The organism is Streptomyces sp. NPDC044571 (assembly GCF_040647115.1).
Classification (GTDB): Bacteria; Actinomycetota; Actinomycetes; order Streptomycetales; family Streptomycetaceae; genus Streptomyces.
This window is the reverse complement of record NZ_JBEZBN010000031.1, coordinates 51,864-72,969: the sequence shown is the minus strand read 5'-3', so window position 1 is coordinate 72,969 and position 21,106 is coordinate 51,864. Positions and strand designations below refer to the sequence as shown.

The 21,106-nt window shown below is 72.5% G+C and carries 19 protein-coding genes; 8 read left to right on the top strand and 11 right to left on the bottom strand.

All coding sequences use genetic code 11. The features are described 5' to 3' along the window. Window positions 1-89 precede the first annotated feature (89 nt). Window positions 90-2,390, bottom strand: a complete 2,301-nt coding sequence (locus AB0B01_RS18585; protein WP_361719738.1) for an ABC transporter family substrate-binding protein — start codon at window positions 2,388-2,390, stop codon at window positions 90-92. A gap of 349 nt (window positions 2,391-2,739) precedes the next feature. On the opposite strand from AB0B01_RS18585, the gene AB0B01_RS18580 reads away from it, so the two are divergent. From AB0B01_RS18580 to AB0B01_RS18555, 6 genes are all read left to right on the top strand, one after another. Continuing rightward, the gene (locus AB0B01_RS18580; protein ID WP_361719735.1) at window positions 2,740-2,973 is read left to right on the top strand and encodes a hypothetical protein; all 234 of its coding nucleotides are present in this window, start codon (window positions 2,740-2,742) and stop codon (window positions 2,971-2,973) included. 101 nt (window positions 2,974-3,074) lie between these two features. Beyond that, a complete protein-coding gene (locus tag AB0B01_RS18575; protein ID WP_361719732.1) occupies window positions 3,075-3,896 on the top strand; it encodes a hypothetical protein in 822 nt (273 codons plus the stop codon). 1 nt (window position 3,897) lies between these two features. Beyond that, complete coding sequence (locus AB0B01_RS18570; protein WP_361719729.1) at window positions 3,898-5,802, top strand: fumarate reductase/succinate dehydrogenase flavoprotein subunit; 1,905 nt, start codon at window positions 3,898-3,900, stop codon at window positions 5,800-5,802. After that, window positions 5,799-6,572, top strand: coding sequence for a succinate dehydrogenase/fumarate reductase iron-sulfur subunit (locus tag AB0B01_RS18565; protein WP_361719726.1), 774 nt, complete (start codon window positions 5,799-5,801; stop codon window positions 6,570-6,572). Before AB0B01_RS18570 ends, AB0B01_RS18565 begins: the two co-directional genes overlap by 4 nt. An 84-nt stretch (window positions 6,573-6,656) precedes the next feature. Beyond that, entirely contained in the window at window positions 6,657-7,058 is a 402-nt protein-coding gene (locus tag AB0B01_RS18560) for a hypothetical protein (protein WP_361719723.1), read from the top strand. Between the two features lie 137 nt (window positions 7,059-7,195). Continuing rightward, complete coding sequence (locus tag AB0B01_RS18555; protein ID WP_361719720.1) at window positions 7,196-7,465, top strand: hypothetical protein; 270 nt, start codon at window positions 7,196-7,198, stop codon at window positions 7,463-7,465. 73 nt (window positions 7,466-7,538) lie between these two features. On the opposite strand, the gene AB0B01_RS18550 is transcribed toward AB0B01_RS18555, so the two are convergent. The 7 genes from AB0B01_RS18550 to AB0B01_RS18520 form a co-directional block, all read right to left on the bottom strand. After that, entirely contained in the window at window positions 7,539-10,097 is a 2,559-nt protein-coding gene (locus AB0B01_RS18550; RefSeq protein WP_361719775.1) for a SpoIIE family protein phosphatase, read from the bottom strand. Between the two features lie 212 nt (window positions 10,098-10,309). Then, window positions 10,310-10,738 (bottom strand): ATP-binding protein, encoded by a 429-nt coding sequence (locus AB0B01_RS18545; RefSeq protein WP_361719772.1) that lies wholly within the window; start codon window positions 10,736-10,738, stop codon window positions 10,310-10,312. A gap of 164 nt (window positions 10,739-10,902) precedes the next feature. Next, entirely contained in the window at window positions 10,903-11,361 is a 459-nt protein-coding gene (locus AB0B01_RS18540; RefSeq protein ID WP_361719717.1) for a (deoxy)nucleoside triphosphate pyrophosphohydrolase, read from the bottom strand. Between the two features lie 52 nt (window positions 11,362-11,413). Further along, window positions 11,414-11,599: an SPOR domain-containing protein gene (locus AB0B01_RS18535; RefSeq protein ID WP_361719714.1), complete on the bottom strand. Its 186-nt coding sequence runs from the start codon at window positions 11,597-11,599 to the stop codon at window positions 11,414-11,416. A 385-nt stretch (window positions 11,600-11,984) separates the two neighbouring features. Next, window positions 11,985-12,737, bottom strand: a complete 753-nt coding sequence (locus AB0B01_RS18530) for a GntR family transcriptional regulator (protein WP_361719711.1) — start codon at window positions 12,735-12,737, stop codon at window positions 11,985-11,987. A gap of 138 nt (window positions 12,738-12,875) precedes the next feature. Next, window positions 12,876-13,973 carry a DUF4190 domain-containing protein gene (locus AB0B01_RS18525; protein ID WP_361719708.1) on the bottom strand — a complete coding sequence of 366 codons (1,098 nt, stop codon included), beginning with the start codon at window positions 13,971-13,973 and terminating at the stop codon, window positions 12,876-12,878. Window positions 13,974-14,077: 104 nt separating this feature from the next. Beyond that, window positions 14,078-15,658 (bottom strand): S8 family peptidase, encoded by a 1,581-nt coding sequence (locus AB0B01_RS18520; protein WP_361719705.1) that lies wholly within the window; start codon window positions 15,656-15,658, stop codon window positions 14,078-14,080. Between the two features lie 180 nt (window positions 15,659-15,838). Here AB0B01_RS18520 and AB0B01_RS18515 point away from each other — a divergent pair, with 180 nt between their 5' ends. Together AB0B01_RS18515 and AB0B01_RS18510 are read left to right on the top strand one after the other, a co-directional pair. Continuing rightward, window positions 15,839-16,951 (top strand): threonine synthase, encoded by a 1,113-nt coding sequence (locus AB0B01_RS18515; RefSeq protein WP_361719702.1) that lies wholly within the window; start codon window positions 15,839-15,841, stop codon window positions 16,949-16,951. Between the two features lie 97 nt (window positions 16,952-17,048). After that, the gene (locus AB0B01_RS18510) at window positions 17,049-17,858 is read left to right on the top strand and encodes an isocitrate lyase/phosphoenolpyruvate mutase family protein (protein WP_361719699.1); all 810 of its coding nucleotides are present in this window, start codon (window positions 17,049-17,051) and stop codon (window positions 17,856-17,858) included. A gap of 15 nt (window positions 17,859-17,873) precedes the next feature. On the opposite strand, the gene AB0B01_RS18505 is transcribed toward AB0B01_RS18510, so the two are convergent. From AB0B01_RS18505 to AB0B01_RS18495, 3 genes are all read right to left on the bottom strand, one after another. After that, window positions 17,874-18,671, bottom strand: coding sequence for a trypsin-like peptidase domain-containing protein (locus tag AB0B01_RS18505; protein WP_361719696.1), 798 nt, complete (start codon window positions 18,669-18,671; stop codon window positions 17,874-17,876). Beyond that, window positions 18,668-19,783, bottom strand: coding sequence for an alpha/beta hydrolase-fold protein (locus tag AB0B01_RS18500; protein WP_361719693.1), 1,116 nt, complete (start codon window positions 19,781-19,783; stop codon window positions 18,668-18,670). The genes AB0B01_RS18505 and AB0B01_RS18500 overlap by 4 nt, the downstream gene beginning before the upstream one ends. 177 nt (window positions 19,784-19,960) lie before the next feature. Continuing rightward, window positions 19,961-21,073 (bottom strand): alpha/beta hydrolase-fold protein, encoded by a 1,113-nt coding sequence (locus AB0B01_RS18495; protein ID WP_361719690.1) that lies wholly within the window; start codon window positions 21,071-21,073, stop codon window positions 19,961-19,963. Window positions 21,074-21,106: the final 33 nt, after the last annotated feature.

Here is a 21,106-nt window from a genome sequence, read left to right as displayed (position 1 = left end):
ACCTTGCCCGCCGGGGTGGCCGGCGGGCAAGGGAATTGAGTCACATCTGAGCTTGCGACCCGAAGGTCAATCCGGCGGACACCGGTTTGTCACTCCTTCTTCCCCTTGTTCTTCGACGCGGTGGCCGGGGCCTTCTTCCAGCCGATGTCCTGGTAGCGGGGGGTACCGAGGCCGAAGGCGCCCGCGTTGGCCAGGGACGGCTTGACCGCCACCAGCTGGGGACGCTGGTAGAGCGGGATGGAGCCGGCGGCGGCCCAGATCCGGGCGTCGGCCTTGCGGATCAGCTCCCGCGAGGCCTCCTCGTCCAGTTCCCCGAGGGCCTGGTCGAAGAGCTGGTCGATGTGGTCGGTGCCGACCCGGGTGTAGTTCTGTTCGACGAGGAGCGAGCCGTCCGCGGCCGGCTCCGGCTTGGCGAAGATGGGGCGCGCGTCGGTGGCGGGGTAGGCGGTGGCCGGCCAGGAGTACAGCGCCAGGTCGTACTGGCCCGAGGCGATGTGGTCCTTGAAGAAGCTCTCGTCGGCCACCTTGGTCAGCTCGGTGCTCACGCCGATCTTCTGGAGCATCTGGGCGATCCGCTCGCCGACCGTGCGCAGGGCCTCGGAGCCCGGTCCGGCGGGCAGGACGAAGCGGAGGCTGAGGGCCTTGCCGTCCTTGGCGAGCACGGAGCCCGAGGTCCGGGGCTGCTTGGCCGGGGCGGGCGCCGGGGAGGGGGTGGCCTTGGCGGGATCGCCCGCCTCGCCCTCAGAGGGGACGCGCTCGGCCTCCTTGTCGTCCTCGGCGGGTGCGGCGGGCGCGGCCGAGCCGACGGCGGCGGCCTGGGCGAGCAGCCAGGCCTTCTGCTCCGCGGCGAGCGGGGGCTGGGCCAGCGGCTTGACCGCCCCCAGGGCTCCCTTCAGCCCCTCGCCGTTGCGTTCGTCGTCCTGGCCGACGATGTAGAGGCCGTCGTCGCCGGTGCCGGGCCCCGTCGGGGTCTTCTGGTCGTCGCGGCCCGCCTCCCCGTCGCTTTCCGGGCCCGCCTTGGCCCCCTCCGGTTCGGTGAGCTTGCCGTTGGGGCGCCAGCCGGCGTCCGCGAGCAGGGCCTGGGCCGCCTTGGTGTCCTGGCCGCCGAGGGCGTCGCTGTTGTCGGCGTACGCCCGCTGCCCGGCGAGCGCCACATGGCTGCCGACCGGCTTCGCGGGCAGGCCGAGGGGTTTGAGGACGAGCTCGGCGAGTTCCTTGCGGTTCAGCGCCCGGGCCACGGCCCGCCGGACCCGCTCGTCGGCCAGCGGGCCGGAGGCCCCGTTCAGGGCGAGCTGGGTGTAGGACGGCTCCAGGGACTTGCGGATCGTGAAGCCGCGCAGGGCCTCCTGCTCGTCGTCGTACTTCCTGGCCGCCTCCGCGTTCCGCACCCGGGCGTCCAGCTCCTCCCGGGCCTTGCCCTCGTCCGCGCCGTACGCCACCGCCCAGGACAGGGTGGCCTCGGCCGGGGTGGTCAGGGCGCCCGGTCCGTGGGCGGGGGCCCCGCCCGGGCCCGAGGTGTTCGAGCGCTCCCGGTGCGCCAGGGCGATCCGGTCGGCGCCACTGCGGTCGATCTCCGCGATGTCCACCTTGCCCGCGGCCAGCGCGGCCGGGCGCTCGGCCCGGGACACGGCCGTCAGGACCAGCGAGTCCAGCTTGGCGGGGCGTCCCCACCACCGGGGGTTGCGGGTCAGGGCGGCGGTTGCGGTCTTCTTGTCGATCGCACCGAGGTTGAACGGCCCGGCGGTGACCTTGAGGGTGCCGCGCGCTCCCTCGTTGAAGGCGTCCGGGGTGCCGGTGACCTGCTTGGGGTAGAGCGGTGAGAACAGGGACCGCCAGTCCGTGTACGGCTTGGCGAAGGTGACCTTGACCTCCAGGTCCGTCTTGCCCCGCTCGATCTTCTCGATCCGCTCGTACCCGGCGTTGCGGGCCGTCCAGTACGCCGAGTCCTTGCCGTTCAGGGCGCGCCACTGGGCCACGAAGTCGGCGGCGCCGATCTCGCGGCCGTCGCTCCACACCGCCTGCTGGTTCAGCTTGTACAGGACCACCTGCTTGGGTTCGCGCGCGACGACCTCCGCCTTCTCCAGGTAGTCCGGGTTGGCGACGGGGCGCCCCTTGTCGTCCAGGGTGAACAGCTGGGGCAGCACCGCCCCGGCGATCCGGGTGGTCGTGGCGTCGGCGTCGGCCTGGAAGGTGTTGAGGGTGTCGGGAAGGCTGTCCACGGCCCAGCGCAGCACGCCGCCGTCGGCGACCTTGTTCCGGGGCGTCGCCGCGATGTCCTGGCCGGCGGCCACCGGGCCGCCCTCGTCGCCGGCGCCGCACCCCGCGAGCAGCGGCAGTGCGAGGACTCCCGAGGTCAGCAGCGCCAAGGACCTGCGCCTTCTCTGGGACATGGGTGGTACCTCCGGGACGGGGCGCGAAAGGGACAGCTTGATCACGTTTGGCGGTATATGGAGCTGATCACACTGGGTGCCGGAACCACTGAAATCGACGGCTCCCCGCGCCCCCCGCAGCGGGCCCTCGCCACGCCGCGAAGCCCACCCGTGCGGACCAATCCCGCTTGCGTTGCGGACGAGCGTTCCCTCGGGCGGGGGATGAGAATGGGGGGCAGGGAGGGGCGCACAGATCGCGCCTGCGCGCCCGCAATCGCTGCATGTCCCTTCACAAGCGGGGACATGAGGCGCGACACTCGCAGGCGCACATGAGCGTTGCCACCGCACCCTGCGGAAGTGAGGGCAAGTCATGTCCCTGCAAGACGATTTGACCGCCGTACGGCGCAGCCTGGACGAGCTCACCCGCAAGGTCGAGCAGCTGGAGCGCAAAGCCGGGCGGCAGCAGGCGGAGGGCGGCCGGTCCGCGCCCGCCGACCGGCCGGGGCCGGGCATGGTGACCGTCCCGGACACCCCGTACGACAGCACGCTGTGGACGGACACCGACGACGAGGGCCTCGGCGCCCGCGACCGCCGCGCGCCCTAGACCCCGCAGCCGTTCCCTGCCACTCCCCCGGACACCGGCCCCGCGCTCAGCGGCGGCCGGTGTCCGGCGGGCCACCCTGACCACTCCTCCCGGAGCCACCCTTGGCCACAGGTACCGAACCACCCCGGCAGCTGACCGGCGTCCGCGACGCCTCCCGGGCCTCGATCGCCGCCCGGCACCTGCGCACCGACCGGTGGTGGCTGGCCCCCGCCGGCACCGCGGCCGGGCTGCTCGCCTTCGTCGTCTACTCGACCTGGCGGGCCTTCGCGAACGCCGACTACTACGCCGCCCCGTACGTCTCCCCGTTCTACTCCCCGTGCCTGGCGGAGAACTGCCAGCAGATGCGCGGCGGACCGAACCTGGACCTCTTCGGCAGCTGGTGGGGCCTGTCCCCCGCCCTGCTGATCCTGGTCTTCCCGCTCGGCTTCCGGCTGACCTGCTACTACTACCGCAAGGCGTACTACCGGGGCTTCTGGGCCTCGCCGCCCGCCTGCGCCGTCGCCGAGCCGCACGCCAAGTACACCGGTGAGACCCGCTTCCCGCTGGTCTTCCAGAACATGCACCGGTACTTCTTCTACGCGGCGCTGCCGGTCGCGGGCATCCTCACGTACGACACGGTGCTCACCTTCCGCAACGACCGCTACGAGTGGGGCCACATGGGCCTGGGGACGCTGCTGTTCGTCCTCAACATCGTGCTGATCTGGGCCTACACCCTCTCGTGCCACTCCTGTCGGCACATCATGGGCGGCCGCCTGAAGCACTTCTCCAAGCATCCGGTGCGCTACCGGATGTGGGGCTGGGTGAGCCGGCTCAACTCCCGGCACATGCAGCTGGCGTGGGCGTCCCTGGTCAGCGTGGCCCTGTGCGACTTCTACGTGTACCTGCTGGCCAGCGGCACCGTCACCGACCCGAGGATCTTCTGACATGGCTCAAGTCGACCGGCAGCAGTGGGACGTGGTCGTGGTCGGCGCCGGCGGCGCCGGGCTGCGGGCCGCCATCGAGGCCCGCGAGCGGGGCGCCCGTACGGCCGTGATCTGCAAGTCGCTGTTCGGCAAGGCCCACACGGTGATGGCGGAGGGCGGGATCGCCGCCTCCATGGGCAACGTCAACGAGGGCGACAACTGGCAGGTCCACTTCCGCGACACCATGCGGGGCGGCAAGTTCCTGAACCAGTGGCGGATGGCCGAGCTGCACGCCAAGGAGGCGCCGGACCGGGTCTGGGAGCTGGAGACCTGGGGGGCCCTCTTCGACCGCACCCCCGACGGGAGGATCTCCCAGCGCAACTTCGGCGGTCACGAGTACCCGCGCCTCGCGCACGTGGGCGACCGGACCGGCCTGGAGCTGATCCGCACCCTCCAGCAGAAGATCGTCGCGCTCCAGCAGGAGGACTTCAGGGAGTACGGCGACTACGAGGCCCGGCTCAAGGTCTTCCAGGAGTGCACGGTCACGCGCGTGCTCAAAGAAGGGCAGCGGGTCTCGGGGACCTTCTGCTACGAGCGCGAGTCCGGCCGCTTCTTCGTCCTGGAGGCGCCGGCGGTCGTCCTCGCCACGGGCGGCATCGGCAAGTCCTTCAAGACCACCTCGAACTCCTGGGAGTACACCGGCGACGGCCACGCGCTGGCGCTGCTCGCCGGGGCCCCGCTGCTGAACATGGAGTTCGTGCAGTTCCACCCCACGGGCATGGTCTGGCCGCCCTCGGTCAAGGGCATCCTCGTCACCGAGTCGGTGCGCGGCGACGGCGGGGTGCTGCGCAACAGCGAGGGCAAGCGGTTCATGTTCGACTACATCCCGGACGTCTTCAAGGACAAGTACGCGGAGTCCGAGGAGGAGGGCGACCGCTGGTACGAAGACCCCGACCACAACCGGCGGCCCCCCGAGCTGCTGCCCCGCGACGAGGTGGCCCGCGCCATCAACTCGGAGGTCAAGGCCGGTCGCGGCTCCCCGCACGGCGGGGTCTTCCTCGACGTGTCCACGCGCATGCCGGCCGAGAAGATCAAGCGGCGGCTGCCCTCCATGTACCACCAGTTCAAGGAGCTGGCGGACGTGGACATCACCGCGGAGCCGATGGAGGTCGGGCCGACCTGCCACTACGTGATGGGCGGCATCGCGGTGGACTCGGACACCGCGGCCACCGTCGGGGTCCCGGGTCTGTTCGCGGCGGGCGAGGTCGCGGGCGGGATGCACGGCTCGAACCGGCTCGGCGGCAACTCGCTGTCCGACCTGCTCGTCTTCGGGCGGCGGGCCGGTCTGCACGCGGCGGAGTACGCCTCCTCCGCGTCCGGCGGGCGCCCGGCCGTCTCGCAGGAGGAGGTCGACGCGGCCGCCGCGGAGGCGCTGGCCCCCTTCCACGCCGCCGACGGCGCGGAGAACCCGTACACCCTGCACCAGGAACTCCAGACGGCCATGAACGACCTGGTCGGCATCATCCGCCGCGAGGGCGAGATGGCCGAGGCCCTGGAGAGGCTGGCGGCCCTGCGCGTCCGGGCCTCCCGGGCGGGGGTCGAGGGGCACCGGCAGTTCAACCCTGGCTGGCACCTCGCCCTGGACCTGCGCAACATGCTGCTGGTCAGCGAGTGCGTGGCCCGCGCGGCCCTGGAGCGCACCGAGAGCCGGGGCGGGCACACCCGGGAGGACTGCCCGTCCATGGAGCGCAGCTGGCGTCCGGTGAACCTGCTGTGCCGCCCGGTGGACCCCGCGCCCGCCGACCCGGCCGCCGACCGGATCACCCTGGTGCGGACCCGCACCGAACCCATCCGCCCCGACCTGCTCGCGCTCTTCGAGAAGGAAGAGCTGGTCAAGTACCTCGCCGAAGAGGAGCTCTACGAGTGACTACCTACGACGCACGCTTCCGGATCTGGCGGGGCGACGCGGAGGGCGGGGAGCTGCGGGACTTCACCGTCGAGGTGCACGACGGGGAGGTCGTCCTCGACATCGTCCACCGGCTCCAGGCCACCCAGGCCTCGGACCTGGCGGTGCGCTGGAACTGCAAGGCCGGCAAATGCGGTTCGTGCAGCGCGGAGATCAACGGCCGGCCGCGGCTGATGTGCATGACGCGCATGTCCACCTTCGAGCGGACGGAGACCGTCACCATCACTCCGCTGCGGGCCTTTCCGGTCATCCGCGACCTGGTCACGGACGTGTCCTTCAACTACGAGAAGGCGCGGGAGGTCCCGGCCTTCGTACCGCCGCAGGGCGTGGCGGCGGGCGCGTACCGGATGCAGCAGGTGGACGTGGACCGCTCGCAGGAGTTCCGCAAGTGCATCGAGTGCTTCCTGTGCCAGGACACCTGCCATGTGGTGCGTGACCACGAGGAGAACAAGACGTCCTTCGCCGGTCCGCGCTTCCTGATGCGGGTGGCCGAGCTGGACATGCACCCCCTGGACGCGGCGGCGGAGGCGGGCCTGGACCGCAAGCGCACGGCGCAGGAGGAGCACGGGCTCGGCTTCTGCAACATCACCAAGTGCTGTACGGAGGTCTGCCCCGAGGACATCAAGATCACCGACAACGCACTGATCCCGCTGAAGGAGCGGGCGGTGGACCGCAAGTACGACCCGCTGGTGTGGCTCGGCAGCAAGATCCGCAGGCGCTCGGAGCCGTAGCGGCTCCCGGCCGCTTCCTCCGCAGGTCACAATGCCCCCTGGCGAACGTCGGATGACGTGTTGTCAGGGGGCTTCGCGGTGCGCGTGGGGGATCGACTGGCGGACCGGTACCGGCTGGACCGGCGACTCGGCCAGGGCGGGATGGGCGAGGTCTGGCGCGGGCACGACCTGGCGCTGGGCCGGGCCGTGGCGGTCAAGGTGCTGCTGGACACGGCCACGGACGAGGAGCTGGTCGCCCGCTTCCGGCGCGAGGCGACGATCGGGGCGCGGCTCCAGCACCCGGGCACCACGGTGGTGCACGACGTCGGGCAGCAGGACGGCCGGCCGCCCCGCGGGCCGGCCCGAGTCGGCGCAGGCGGTGGCGGAGGCGCTGCGCGGGCGCCTCGGGGAACCGGTGCGGGGCCGCGCCCGAGCGCGCGCCAGCCGCCGGTCTGCTCCGCGGCCGGCTGGAGGCGACCGGGGACGAGAAGGCGGACCACGCCCTGAGCACACCGGAGGCCACCCGGAACCTCATCAGCCGGGGCGCCACCCCGCCGCTGGACCCGGCCGCTGCGCGGAAGCGCGCGGAGCAGGCCCGCAGCCTGCCCGCGGCGGCCAGGCCCACAGTGCACGGGCAGCGTTGGGTGACCCGGCGCGACGGCGAGGCCTGCGGCCTCGAACTGCTCGGTACCGGGCCGGGTGGGCTGTACGTGAGGGCCGCGGGCGGCAACCGGCGCGCCCTGCTGGGCAGCGGCCGGGCGGTACGGCCCTTCGTCGCCGCGGACCCGACGACGGGCCGGCCGCGCCGGCGCCGGGAGGACCGGACGCGGCTCGACGGCGAGGTGGTGCTGGTCGGCGAGCACCTCGTGCTCGCGCTTCCGGAGCCGGCGGCGGTCGCGCTGCCCCGAGCCTGAGGCGAACTCCCGGGCAGCGAGCCGGCCGGGCAGGGCCGACCGGCTGCGGGCCGCCCTCCCGGGGCGGCCGGGCTCAGCCGTACATGCCCAGCAGCTGCTCCGCGGACAGCTCCGATGCCGGTTCGGCCGCAGCCCCCGGGAGCGGGAGCTCGAACCAGACGGTCTTGCCCCGGTGGGTGCGGCGGGTGCCCCAGCCCGCGGAGAGCAGGCCCACCAGCTGGAGGCCCCGCCCGCCCTCGTCCGTGTCCCGGGCGCGGCGGCGCCGCGGCTGGACCAGGTTCCCGTCCCACACCTCGCACACGAGGGTGCGGTCGAGCAGGAGGCGCAGGCGGATCTCCCCCTCCCCGTACCGCAGGGCATTGGTCACGAGCTCGCTGACCAGCAGCTCCGTGGTGTCGAGCAGCCCCTCCAGCCCCCAGGCGGGGAGCTTCGCGCGGGCCAGCTCGCGTGCCCGGCCCACCGAGCGCGCCTCGCGGGGCAGCTGCCAGTCCCCCACGGCATCCACGGGAAGCCCCTGTACGCGTGCCATCAGCAGGGCGATGTCGTCCTCACCGTGCCGGGTGTCGAGCGTGTTGAGCACGTGGTCGCACACGTCCTCCAGCGGGCGCACCGGGTCGGCCAGCGCTTCCCGCAGCCCGCGCAGCCCCTCCTCCAGGGGGTGCTCCCGCGACTCCACCAGCCCGTCCGTGTACAGCGCCAGCAGGGCACCCTCGGGGAGTTCCACGTCCACCTCCTCGAACGGCTCGCCGCCCACGCCGAGCGGCATCCCGGGCGGTACCTCCAGCAGCAGCGCCGGCCGGGGCGGGGCGCCCGGTTCCGCCGGTTCCACCAGTACGGGCGGCATGTGGCCCGCGTTGGCGATCGTGCAGCGCCGGGTCACCGGGTCGTAGACGGCGTACACGCAGGTGGCGAGGTACACCTCGGAGCGGTCGGCGTCCCGCGAGTGCAGGGCCGCCCGGGAGGCCTGCTGGGATCCGCCGGGCGCGCCGAGGCCGCGCGCGATCTCGTCCAGCGCCGACAGCACCTCCGCCGGTTCCAGGTCCAGCAGAGCCAGGGTCCGTACGGCGGTCCGCAGTTCGCCCATGGCGACGGCGGCCCGCAGCCCCCGGCCCATGACGTCGCCGACGACCAGGGCCGTGCGGTGTCCGGGCAGTTCGATGACGTCGAACCAGTCCCCGCCGACCTCGGTCGCCGCGTTCCCCGGCAGGTACCGGCAGGCGATGTCCAGGCCTGCCGCCTCCGGGTCCCCGGGCGGGAGCAGGCTGCGCTGGAGGATCAGCGCCCGCTCGTGTTCGCGCCGGTAGAGGCGGGCGTTGTCGATGCAGACGGCGGCGCGGGCGGCGAGTTCCACCGCGACCGCCCGGTCCCGTTCCCCGAAGGGTTCGCTGCCCTTCGTACGGGAGAACTGGGCGAGCCCGACGACGGTGTCGTGGGCGACCATCGGCACGACCAGCGTCGACTGCACGAGGTCGTCCGCCCCACCGCCCTCGATCAGCCGCGGGCGTGCCGTGCGCAGGGCCATCGCGCCCGGCGAGGCGGCCGGGTAGCGGTGGATCTCCCCCACGGTGACCGGCGCGACGGGGCCCGAGAGCGGGGCGTCCGAGACCGCGGAGGCGAAGGCGACCCGGCGCAGCGGGGCGGAGGGCGCCCGGCCGGGGCCGAGCCCCGCGGGCATGGACGGCACTCCGGGGCCCTGGGGCCGGGCGGGCCGGTCGTCGTCGCCGAGCAGCAGCCCCTGGTAGAGGTCGACGGCGGCGAGGTCGCAGAAGCCGGGCACCGTCACGTCCAGGAGCTCCCGGGCGGTGGTCTCCAGGTCGAGGGAGTTGCCGATGCGGTGCCCGGCCTCGTTGAGCAGGGCCAGGTTGCGCCGGACCCCGGCGGCCTCGCGGGCGGCGAGGTGGCGGCGGGTGACGTCGGTGCCGAGGCCGGCGACACCGACGGGGCGGCCGGTGCCGCCGTGCACGCGGTAGAGGTTGATGGACCAGTGGCGGTGCTCGCGGCTGCCGGGCGCGGAGCCGCTGATCTGGAGGTCGGTGACCGATTCGCCGGTTTCCAGGACCCGCCGCAGGGCGTCGGCCATCCGGTCGGCCTCCTGCGGCGGGAGGTAGTCGTGGACGGTGCGGCCGCGGTGCTCCTCCACGGCGCCGCCGAAGACGGTCGCGAAGCGGCGGTTGGCCCGCTGCACGGTGAGGTCCGTACCGAAGAGCAGGAAGCCGAAAGGGGATTGGCCGAAAATGGCCTGCGAGGCCGCGAGATCGGATTCGATCCGCCGCAGCGCGCGTACGTCCACCACGACACAGAGCGCGGCCCGCCGGCCGGTCTCGGTCTGGGTGGGCATCACGTAGATCTCGGCCACACCGTGTGCGCCGCTCCCGCCGGGGACGCGGAAGGGGACGAGGCCGGTCCACTCCTTGCCGTCGAGAATCTCCGCAACCCTGCGGCGCCCGTCGGGGCGCAGCTCCGGCGGCATGAACGCGTCGACCGGATCGCGCCCCACGGCCTGGGCGGCGGTCAGCCCGAACAGGTCCTCGGCGCGCAGACTCCACTGGTCGATGAGCCCGTCGGGCCCGATCGAGAACGACGCGACCTTTATGTAGTCATATATCGAGCCCGGCGGACTGCTGTGCCACAGGGAGTCGTGCCACGTCTCCCCGGACACACGGGTCTGATGTGCCTGCGCAGGTATCTCGCTCACGCGACCGTCCCCTCCAGCTCACCGCAACCGGACCGGCCATGACCGAAGTATTCAGCACCACGGCCCCGGACGGCACGGCGTTCACGATCACAAAAAGGTCCCGACTGTTTCGAGCCACATCCCGTGATCGTCGGCCACCCTTCACCTTGTTACTCACCAGGAAGAGCCAACTCGAACCACACGGTCTTGCCTGATTTCCCGTGCCGCGTCCCCCAGCTCTGCGCCGAGACGGCCACGAGGTGCAGCCCCCTGCCCCCCTCCTCGTCGGGTGCGGCAAGCCGTTTGCGGGGCGGATCCGGAAGCGGATCGGAAACTTCCACGAGCAGCGCAGGACCCTCCGAGCCGCCGTCGACGGCTGATTCACGCCGCTCCAGACGCACGCCGATGGGCCCGGAGGCGTACCGCAGGGAATTGGTGACCAGCTCGCTGACCAGCAGGACGGTGACATCGCCGACGGCTTCGAGGCCCCAGGAGCGGAGCTGGCCGCGCACGGCATGGCGGGCGGCGCGGACGGCACCGGGTTCGGCGGGGAAGGCCCACTCGGCGCATTCACCGTCTGTGTCGATCACGCCGATCACTTCCCGGGCCGGCAAGGGCCCCCGTCCGATTCCGCAGGGACAGAGCCACGAGAGGCTTGTGCACATTAGGGACTAATAGCGACATACCCGATATTCGAGGCGTCGTACCACTCGATCCCCCGTGCACCGGCGCACTGTGGCGCAGACGGCCTAGAGCGGAGGTGTCACGCGCCCCCGTGCGACCCTCTGTGCAGTCGGCTGCGCCGCTCGCCACCCGCCCCGCCGTACCGGCCGTCGCGCAGCCGGCGGCCCACCTCGGCCACCCCCGGCCGGTCCTGGTCGAGCCAGTCCACCCCGTCCAGCTCGTCCGGGCCGAGCCAGCGCAGCTCGTCGTGGTCCTCCAGCGGGGCCGGCTCGCCGGAGAGCAGTGCGGCGGTCCACACGTGCAGCACGAGCCCAGGCCGCAGGGGCCATTCCCCCGGGATCCGTTCCAGCGGCTCGGCCTCCACGCCGAGCTCCTCGCGCAGTTCGCGGACCAGCGCCTCGGGCACGGACTCGCCGGGCTCGGCCTTGCCGCCCGGCAGTTCCCAGCGGCCGGCCAGCTCGGGGGGCGCACTGCGACGGGCCGCCAACAGGCGGCCCTCATGACAAAGGGCTCCACCCACGACCACGCGTACCGTCATGGGCGGAGCCTAAGGCAGGGCCGCGGCTGCCGGTGCCGCGGCCCTGCGACGCTCAGTTCGTCGTGGCGGTCTGACCGATCCGCTCGACCCAGTAGAGCTGCTTGTGTCCTCGGTCGTCGAGGCTGTCGACGACCTTCTGGGCCTCGGCCCGGGTGGCGTACCGGCCCACCCGGTAGCGGTTGCCGTTGTCGTCCTGACGTATGACCAGCCACGGGAGCAGGGCACCGCTGTCGTTCATCGCGTTTCACCCTCCGCCGATGTACCTGCCCGGGAAACCGCATTGCGCATATGCCCGAGCTTACGCCCGACCTTTACACAGCGGATACGGTTTTTCACGAAGAGGTACCTCACAGGCGTACGCATCCGGCCATGCGTACAAGTGGGCCGCGTACGCCGGTTCAGAACCGGCGCACCCTCGGCATCGGCAGCACCCCCGCGCCCCCCTTCCGGCGCGGTGCGGCCGGCGTTCGCGCAGGTCGCGCCCAGGGGGCGGCGCGCGCAGCAGATCGGCCCGTTTCCGACGGCCGTCGGGGGCGGGCGGTCGTGGCCCCGGGAGCGATGCATGACGTGTCGTCACCCCGCAACGCAACACCGGCGTTGCGCCCCGCCCCCCCCTCCCGCGGTCAGCGCACGGGCAGGTGGTACGAGAGGCGGTAGCGGTCCGCCGGGACCACCACGTCGGCAGTCTCCACGGCCAGTCCGGAGGCGTAGTACGTCCGCCCGACCACCAGCACCACATGGCCCGGGACCCCTCCGAGCAGCATGAGCTCCTCGGCGAGACCCGGCCGGGCCCCGACCTCCTCCACCACGTTGTCGACGACCACGTCGATCGCGGCCATCCGCTCGACCACGCCCGAGCCTCCGAGCGGACCCTCCTCGGGCAGCATCACCGGGGTCCTGCCGGTCACGGCGAGCGGCTCCCAGGAGGTCGACAGCATCATCGCCTCCCCCGCGTCGCGGAAGACGTACCGCGTCCGCATCACCCGCTCGCCCGGCGCGATCCCGAGCCGCTCGGCGATGTCCGCCGGGGCGGCCGTCTGTTCGCTGTTCGAGTCCCACGTGCCGCGCGTGCCGGCCTCCGCCTGCTCCTGGCGGAACGGGGTCGACGCCCCGCCCGTGCGGTACCCGGAGCGCACGACCCGTCTCGGAACCGGCTGCTCCCGAACGTACGTGCCCGATCCGGACCGCCCCTCGACCAGGCCCTCCGCCATGAGGACCTTGCGCGCCTCCAGCGCCACGGTGTCGGAGACCCCGTACTCCTCGCGGATGCGGGCCTGGGAGGGGAGCCTGGCGTGCGGGGGCAGGGACCCATCGACGATCTTCCGTCGCAGATCCCCGGCGACGCGCAGATAGGCCGGCTGCTCACCGAAAGTCACTGGCCACTCCCATCAGGTTGACAGACAGCCACACCCTGGCAACCGACGGTTGTACGCCGCAAGCGAGGGCCAGAGTTTCACCCGAAGTGATGAAGCCTGGTCACTCAAACCCGTTACCGTGCGTTACGTTCGAGGGCCTCAAGCGGCTTCGGGCCCCGAGCCGTCCCGCGGCTGGTCCGCGAGCCACTCCGGGACCTCCGTCGACAGCCCGAACGCCCCGCGCAGGGCCTTCTCCACACCCACCGACAAGGCCCCCGACGCCGTGTCCCAGGCATCCTGGAAATCCGCCGGCCGCGTCGCCCGGGAAGCCCGCTGCCACTGCCCGCGCGCCGCCGCGACCTCCCTCAGCCGGGCCTCCGCCGCCGCGGCGGCCTCGGGCCGGGCCTTCGCCTCCTCCAGCATCCGGGCCTCCGCGCCCAGCGCCCCGTCCACCTCGCGCGCCCACTCCCGGTAGGAGGGCAGCGCCTCGTCGATCTCCTCGTCCGGCGCGCCCCCCAGCACCAGATCGGCCTCGTTCATCGCCCGCAGGAAGGCCACCTGCTCCGGCTGCAGCATCCCGGCGTCCTTGCGCAGGCTCCCCCGGTGGTCGTGCCCCGCCGTGCCGATCACGCACAGCAGCCGCCGGTCGCCGTCGTTCCACGCCTCGCGGGAGGGCGAGAAGTAGTACATCTGCGCGTACGAGGGCAGCGCCCAGGTGTCCATGGCGTACGCGTCCTGGGCCTTCCAGCACGCGTCCGCCGCCCACTTCTCCACCTGCTGCGTGCCGGGGAAGACCTTGTCCTCGAACCGGGTCGAGGAGGTGACCTCCGCGTGGTGCACCTGCGTGCAGGCGACCCGGTGGATCAGCGGGTCCTCGTCGAGGAGGTCCCCGCCGGGGACGTTGAAGCAGTCACCGGCCCGCAGTTCGTCCATGTCGGCCAACTCGCCCTCGACGCCCTCGTACTGCGGCAGCGCCTCCAGCCGGTCCAGGAGCACCGGCCCGTACCGGCCCGCGACCGCCACGGCGGACAGCGTCAGCACGACCGACACCGCCAGGCCCACGACCGCGAGCGACCGGCCCCGCTCCCCCTTCCGGGCGATCTGCACCAGGGCCGCGATCCCGAAGACGATGCCGAGCGGCGGCAGGCACAACAGCCCGACCAGCAGGGACGCCAGGGCGAAACCGTTGAGCGCGGGCTCCCGGGACGGCTGCTGCGGGGACGGAGCGGGCCAGTGGGGGGAGGGCGGGGTGCTCACGGGGTGAGGGACTCCATCACAAAGATCGCGAACGAATGCGCGAAATAGTACGCAGCGGGGGCGACCGGCAACCGGTCGCCCCCGCCGTCACGCGGCCCGCAGGGTCAGAACTGCAGCGCCCACGAGTCGATCTTGCCGGTGTCGAGGTTCGCGTTGTCGTTCACGCGGAGCTTCCACACCCCGTTGGCCACCTCCGAAGAGGCGTTCACCGTGTAGGTCTTGACGAGGTTGTCGGCACTGCCGCCGCTGCGGTTGTGCAGGTTGTAGAGGGTGCCGTCGGGGGCGACCAGGTCGACCTTCAGGTCGCCGATGTACGTGTGCTTGATGTCGACCGCGACGCTCAGCGCCGCCGGGGCGTTGCCCGGGACCCCGCTGACGGTGAGCGGGGACTCGACGGTCGCGTTGTCGTTGACCGCGTAGTCCGCCGTGTTCTCGAAGCGCGGGCCGGTGGGCGGGGTGGTGTCGCCGCCGACGTGGAGCAGGCGGTTCGGGGAGCCGGAGCCCGGGCCCGTCACCACATTCGGGGTGGCGGCGGCGACCAGCGCCGAGGCGACCTGGGCCGGCGTGCTCGACGGGTTCTGCGAGAGGTACAGGGCGGCGGCGCCGACCACGTGCGGGGTCGCCATCGAGGTGCCCGAGATGGTGTTGGTCGCCGTGTCGCCGGTGCCCCAGGAGGAGGTGATGGAGGAGCCGGGGGCGAAGATGTCCAGGATCGAGCCGTAGTTGGAGTAGCTCGCCTTGGCATCGGCGCTGGTGGTGGCGCCCACCGTGATGGCCTCGGCGACGCGCGCCGGGGACTTGGTGCTCGCGTCCGTGGACTCGTTGCCCGCGGCGACGCCGTAGGTGATGCCGGAGGCGATGGAGTTGCGCACGGCGGTGTCGAGCGCGGAGTCGGCGCCGCCGCCGAGGGACATGTTCGCCACGGCGGGCTTCACCGCGTTCCGGGTCACCCAGTCGATGCCCGCGACGACCTGGGCCGTCGTACCGGAACCGTTGTTGTCGAGGACGCGGACGCCGACGATCTTGGCCTTCTTGGCCACGCCGTAGGTGGTGCCCGCGACCGTGCCGGCGACGTGCGTGCCGTGGCCGTGGCCGTCCTGGGCGGTGTTGTCGTTGTCGACGGCGTCGTAGCCGTAGGACGCACGGCCGCCGAGGTCTTGGTGCGTGATGCGGACGCCGGTGTCGATGATGTAGGCGGTGACGCCCTCGCCGGCCTTGTCCGGGTACGTGTAGCTGCTGTCCAGCGGCAGCGCGCGCTGGTCGATGCGGTCCAGGCCCCACGACGGCGGGCCGGGCTGGGTGCCCCGGGCGTCGTCGACCGTGAAGACGCGGTTCTGGACGACGGACGCGACCGCGGGGTCGGCCGCGAGCTTCCTGGCCTGCGCCTCGGAGACCGCGACGGAGTAGCCGTTGAGGGCGGCGCTGTAGGTCCGGTCGATCTTCGCGCCGTAGCGCCGGGCGACCGCCTTGCCGCTGTCGGCGGTGGAGCGGGCGGCGGAGTCCTTCAGGGTCACGATGTAGCTGCCGGGGACGGAGCCGGGCGCTCCGGCGTTCTCGATGACGCCCTGCGGGCCGCCCTCGGCCGCGGAAGCAGGTAAGGCGGCTGCCGCGCCGAGCGCGAGGGCTGCGACGGCGGTCGCGCCGAGGCCCGCGATCTTGCGGCGGGTGTGGCGTATCACGGACATGTGGGGGGTCCTCCTCGTGGACGACACGGGGCGGCCGACAGGCATGACCATGACAATTCAGGGGTGCCAGGCCGCCGCTTCCGAAAGGTTGACCCACCCTTTCGCCATCCCACAAGAGGACTGCGAACGCGTAACATCCGTGCCATACGACCGCCATGAAAGAGCAAAGGCGCTCCGCACATGACGCACGCACTCCCCGGCTACGTCTGCCCCGAGGACGAGACGCGCGCGGACGCCCGGACGGCGCCGTGGTGCTGCCCGGTCTGCGGCGGCCCGTGGGACCTCGACTTCACGCCGGATCCGGCCGGCCCGCTTACCCCGGACGGTGGACCGCCCTCGCTGTGGCGGTACGGCGGCGCACTGCCGCTGCCGGGGGCCTTCTCCGTGACGATGTCGGAGGGCAGGACTCCCCTGGTCCCGCTCGGAGAGCGGATTCACGCCAAACTCGACTTCCTGATGCCGACCCTGTCCTTCAAGGACCGGGGTGCGGTGATGCTCGCCGAGCTGGCCCGGCGCCTGGGCCCGGAGCGGGTCGTGGCGGACAGCAGCGGCAACGCGGGAACGGCGGTCGCGGCGTACTGCGCCCGCGCCGGGCTCACTTGTGAAGTTTTCGTGCCCGAGGGCACCTCCACGAAGAAGACCGACCAGATGCGCGCGCACGGCGCCTCGGTCCGCGTGGTCCCCGGCGGCCGGGAGGCCGCGGCGCTGGCGGCGCGCGCCGAGGCGGACCTCCCCGGCGTCTTCTACGCCAGCCACGTCTTCAACCCGTACTTCCTGCACGGGACGAAGACGTACGTGTACGAGGTGTGGGAGGAACTCGGCGGCCGGCTCCCCGACACCCTGGTCCTGCCGGTGGGCAACGGCACCCTCCTGCTCGGGGCGGCGCTGGCGGTGCGGGAGCTCGCCGCCCGGGGCGTGCGGCCGCCGCAGCTGATCGCCGTGCAGGCGGAGGCCGTGGCCCCGCTGGCGTCCGCCTTCTGCGCGGGCGCCGAGGACGCGACGCCCGTGCCCGAGCTGCCCACGCTGGCGGAGGGCATCGCGATCCCGGCCCCGCCGCGGGCCCGGCAGATCCTTGCCGCGGTGCGCGCCTCCGGGGGCACCTTCCTGACGGTCACGGAACCGGCCCTGCGGGCTGCGCAGCGGGATCTGGCCCGCCGCGGCCTGTTCGTCGAGCCGACGGCGGCCGCCTGCTGGGCGGCGGTGGGGCCGCTGTCCCCGGCGGACCCGCTCAAGGGGCGCACGGCGGTGGTCCCGCTCTGCGGCGCCGGCGCCAAGGCGGGCCTCCCCGAGTGACCCGGGGCCGGGTCGGGATCCGGACCCCGCCCCGGACTCGGACGAAGGTGTCGGAAAATCGCCAGCCCGGGCAGCTGCGGTCTGATGAACTGCCCCCATGACCAACAGCCTTGACCTCGCCCGCCGGTTCACCGCCCTGCACGACCCCGCCGCGCCGCTCGCCCTCGCCAACGCCTGGGACGTGGTCAGCGCCCGTCTCGTCGAAGCCTCCGGCGCACCCGCTGTCGCCACCACCAGCGCCGGTGTCGCCTGGTCCCTCGGTGCGCCCGACGGTGACGCGCTGAGCCGCGACCGCGCGCTCGACCTCGTCGCCCGCGTCGCCGCCGCCGTCTCCGTCCCCGTGACCGCCGACATCGAGAGCGGCTTCGGCGCCGACCCCGCCGGGGTGGCCGAGACCGTGGCCGGCGTCCTCGCCGCCGGAGCGGTCGGCGTCAACATCGAGGACGGCACCCGCGCCCCCGCCGACCACGCGGAGCGCCTGGCCGCGGCCCGCGCCGCCGCCGACGCCGCCGGGATCCCGCTCTACATCAACGCCCGCATCGACACCTTCCTCTTCGGCCTCGGCGAGGAGGGGACGCGGCTCGACGAGACCCTCGCCCGTGCCGCCGCCTACCTGCGGGCGGGGGCCTCCGGCATCTTCGTGCCCGGCGTGACCGACCCGGCGACCGTCGCGGAGCTCGCCAAGGGCATCGACGCCCCGCTCAACATCCTCGTCGGCCCCGGCGCCCCCTCCGTCGGCGAGCTCGGCGCCCTCGGCGTGGCCCGGGTGAGCCTCGGCTCCTGGGTCGCGGAGGCCGCGTACCAGCTGGTCCGGCGGGCCTCCGCCGAGCTGATCGCGGGCGGCACGTACGAGACGCTGGCCGATGCGGCCCCGTACCGCGAACTGAACGACCTGCTCAAGGACTGAGGGCCGGGGGCGGCGTCAGTCCCGGGCCGCATGCTCGTACAGCGCCTTCGCCCGCTCGTCGAACAGCGCGGCCGTGGAGTCCACGTCCGTGTCCCCGCCGCTCAGTACCCCGATCAGCCGGCCCGGGTTGCCCGGCCCGCCCCGGTCGGCGATCCAGGGGCTGCCGCTGGTGCCCGTCCAGAAGCCCGCGCAGCTCATGTACAGCATGGCGGGGTCGTCCTGGTCGTGGCCGGTCTGCGTCGTGCAGGAGACGGGCTGGTTCTGCGGGTTGCGGTCGGACTCCGGATAGCCGACCACCGTCACCTCGCGCTCGTACCCCGAGGTCCAGTCGGGCTTCGGGGCCTCCGCCGCGCCGCCGACCGCCTGCTGGACGGAGTGCCCGTCCTCGTCCGGCTCGATGCTGAGGAAGGCGAAGTCGGCGGTGTCCTCGCCCCACCTCGTCCAGCGGTCGTCCACATGGACCGCCCGGACCTTCCACACGCCGAGGGGCCGGCGGCCCGCGCCCCCGCCGGAGAACGCGGGGGCGAAGGAGAGCTCGCCGATGGCGTGCCCGTCGTGCGCGAGCTCGCCCGGTGCGCCGTTCTCCCCGGCCGGGGCCACGCAGTGCGCGGCGGTGGCGACGACGTTGCCCTTCGGGCTGTCGACGACGCTCGCCGTGCACCAGTGCTCGCCGTTCGCCATGAGCACGCCCACGGCGGGGAAGGGGTGCACCCCGCTGCCGTTCGCGTCCGTCGCCTTGACGAAGGCGACGGCGAGCAACGCCGCCAGCCCGGCGGCGGCGGCCGCGGAGGCCCCCTTCACCACTGCGTTCACCGCACGCCGGGAACGGGGTCGGGTGTCGGTGCCAGCATGACCTTGCTGATCCACTCCAGGGAGCCCTCCTTCATACCGCGCACGTAGGACTTTCCGTTGTGCTCCCCATCCTGGATCACCTGGAGCCGGGTGTGCACCGGACCCTTCCCGTACTCTCGCATGAACGTCTCCGTCGCGTCCCGGCCGCCCTCGGCGGTGCCGATCTGGAAGTTGATGTAGACGTCCGGGCCGCCGGCGCGGATCAGCTTCTCGGCGAGCTTCTCCGGGTTGTTCTCGTCCATGGCCTGCTGGTTCCCCTTCCACAGCGGGGAGTCGGGGACGAAGTCCACACCGCTGGCGATGGCCGCCTTGAAGCGTTCGGGGTACTTCAGCACGTGCTTGAAGGCGCCGAACCCGCCCGAGGAGGAGCCCATGAAGGCCCACCCGTCACGGGAGGTGAAGGTGCGGAAATTGGCCCGTGTGAAATCCGGGACGTCATCCGCCATCCAGGTGCCCATCTTGGGCTGCCCGGGGATGTCCGATCCGTCGAAGTGGTGCTTGGTGTCGGCGTTGATCACCGGCATGACGAGGATGAAGGGCAGGCTCTTGCCCGCCTTCGCCCCGTCGATCACGGCCTGCTCCAGGCCGAGCCCGGGGCCCGTCCCCCAGTAGTTCTTGGGGTACCCGCGGCCGCCGGGCAGGGAGATGAGGACCGGGAAGCCGCTCTTGGCGTACCTCGGGTCGTCGTACTCCTTCGGGACCCACACCCACACGTCGCCCGTGAATCCGGACTTCGCCCCGGTGAGGGTCGTCCGGCCGATCTGGGTGCCGTCCGGCATCCGGTGCGTGCGGACGAACGTGGCCTTCGGCCCGGTCGGCATGCTCACCCCCGGACGGATGTCCTCGGCGGCCGCCGACTCCTGGACCTTCCCGAAGGACACCGGATCCCCTATGTCCGAGAAGAGCCCGTACTTGTACGCGGCCGCGCCGCCCCCGGCGGCCAGGGCGAACGCGAGCCCGCCGCTGATCACGAGTCTGCGCAGGCGCTGCGGACGGCGGCGGCCCGTGGTCGTCGGGCCCTCCTCGGTCAGGAGGCTGCCCTCGCCGCCGCCCTGAAGCTGGTCATGCTGCACGGAATTGTCCCGTTCCTTCTCCGGCGCTCGGTCACAAGCGCGGGTCGGACCGATTGGTCCCCCTACACCCCTTACAGAGGTTTCAACGACCACATGGGTTGCCTGGGACCGGTGTGACGTGGTGTGTGCCACGTGGGAACGGAACGTACGAGGGAAGGAGTCGAACAGAACCGGGGCTCAGCCGGTGCCGGGCTCGGCCTGGGGACCCTTCAGGACCTTGCTGATCCACTCCAGGGAGCCTTCCTTCATCCCCCTGACGTAGTGCCAGCCGTTGTGCTCGCCGTTCTGGATGTCGCGGATGGTCATCTTGACCGGACCCTTGCCGAACTGCTGCTGGAAGGCGGTCATCCGCTGCTTCCCGCTCTCCTTGGTGCCGATCTGGAAGTTGATGTAGACCTCGGGCCCGTTGCGGTCGATCAGCTGCTGGGCGAGCTTCTCCGGGTTGTTCGCGTCCATCTCCGCCTGGTGGCCCTTCCAGAGCGGGGAGTCGGGGACGATCTCGCCACCGCTGGCGATCACCGCCTTGAAGCGTTCCGGGTACTGCAGCACGGTCTTCATGCCGACGAAGGCGCCCGAGGAGGAACCCATGAACGCCCAGCCGTCGCGGGACTTGTACGTACGGAAGTTGGCGCGGGCGAAGTCCGGGACGTCCTCGGCGATCCAGGTGCCCATCTTCGGCCGGCCGGGGATGTCGGAGCCGTCGTAGTAGTACTTGTTGTCCGGGTTCAGCACCGGCATGACCAGGATGAACGGCAGGCTGGTGCCGGCCTGGACGCCCTCGCTGACGGCCTTCTGCAGGCCCAGGCTGCGGTCCGCCCAGTAGTTGGTCGGGAAGCCGTTGCCGCCGGGAAGCGCGATGAGCACCGGGAAGGCGCTCTTGGTGTACTTCGGGTCGTCGTACTCCTTGGGCGTCCACACCCAGACGTCGCCCTCGAAGCCGGACTTCGCGCCCGCGAGGCGGGTCTTCGCGATGACCGTGCCGTCATCGAGCTTGGCCGTCTGCGTGAAGTCGGACTTCGGGCCGGCCGGCAGGACCACGTCCGGGTCCCCGCTGGGCTTGGCCGGGGTCTGCGGCGCACCCGGCGACGGCGTGGAGCCGCCCGGGGCGTCCGGGGTGGGAGCGGGGGACGGCGCCTTGCCGAAGCTCACCGCGCCGCCGTTGCCGGAGAACCAGTCGAGCTTCCAGGCGGCGAAGCCCCCGCCGCCGAGCAGGAGGGCGAACGCCACGGCGACGCCGGTCCATATCGCGCGCCGGGAGCGCTTGCGCTGCTGGTACGGGTACTGGTCCACGGACGGTGCTCCGAACGGTCATGCCTGTCCCCC

Excerpts from the sequence above, each read along its gene's own strand:
- AB0B01_RS18535 (WP_361719714.1), bottom strand. The coding sequence starts at position 11,599 with ATGAACGACAGCGGTGCCCTGCTCCCGTGGCTGGTCATACGTCAGGAC.
- AB0B01_RS18540 (WP_361719717.1), bottom strand. The coding sequence starts at position 11,361 with ATGACGGTACGCGTGGTCGTGGGTGGAGCCCTTTGTCATGAGGGCCGC.
- AB0B01_RS18570 (WP_361719729.1), top strand. The coding sequence starts at position 3,898 with ATGGCTCAAGTCGACCGGCAGCAGTGGGACGTGGTCGTGGTCGGCGCC.
- AB0B01_RS18515 (WP_361719702.1), top strand. The coding sequence starts at position 15,839 with ATGACGCACGCACTCCCCGGCTACGTCTGCCCCGAGGACGAGACGCGC.
- AB0B01_RS18580 (WP_361719735.1), top strand. The coding sequence starts at position 2,740 with ATGTCCCTGCAAGACGATTTGACCGCCGTACGGCGCAGCCTGGACGAG.
- AB0B01_RS18520 (WP_361719705.1), bottom strand. The coding sequence starts at position 15,658 with ATGTCCGTGATACGCCACACCCGCCGCAAGATCGCGGGCCTCGGCGCG.
- AB0B01_RS18585 (WP_361719738.1), bottom strand. The coding sequence starts at position 2,390 with ATGTCCCAGAGAAGGCGCAGGTCCTTGGCGCTGCTGACCTCGGGAGTC.
- AB0B01_RS18510 (WP_361719699.1), top strand. The coding sequence starts at position 17,049 with ATGACCAACAGCCTTGACCTCGCCCGCCGGTTCACCGCCCTGCACGAC.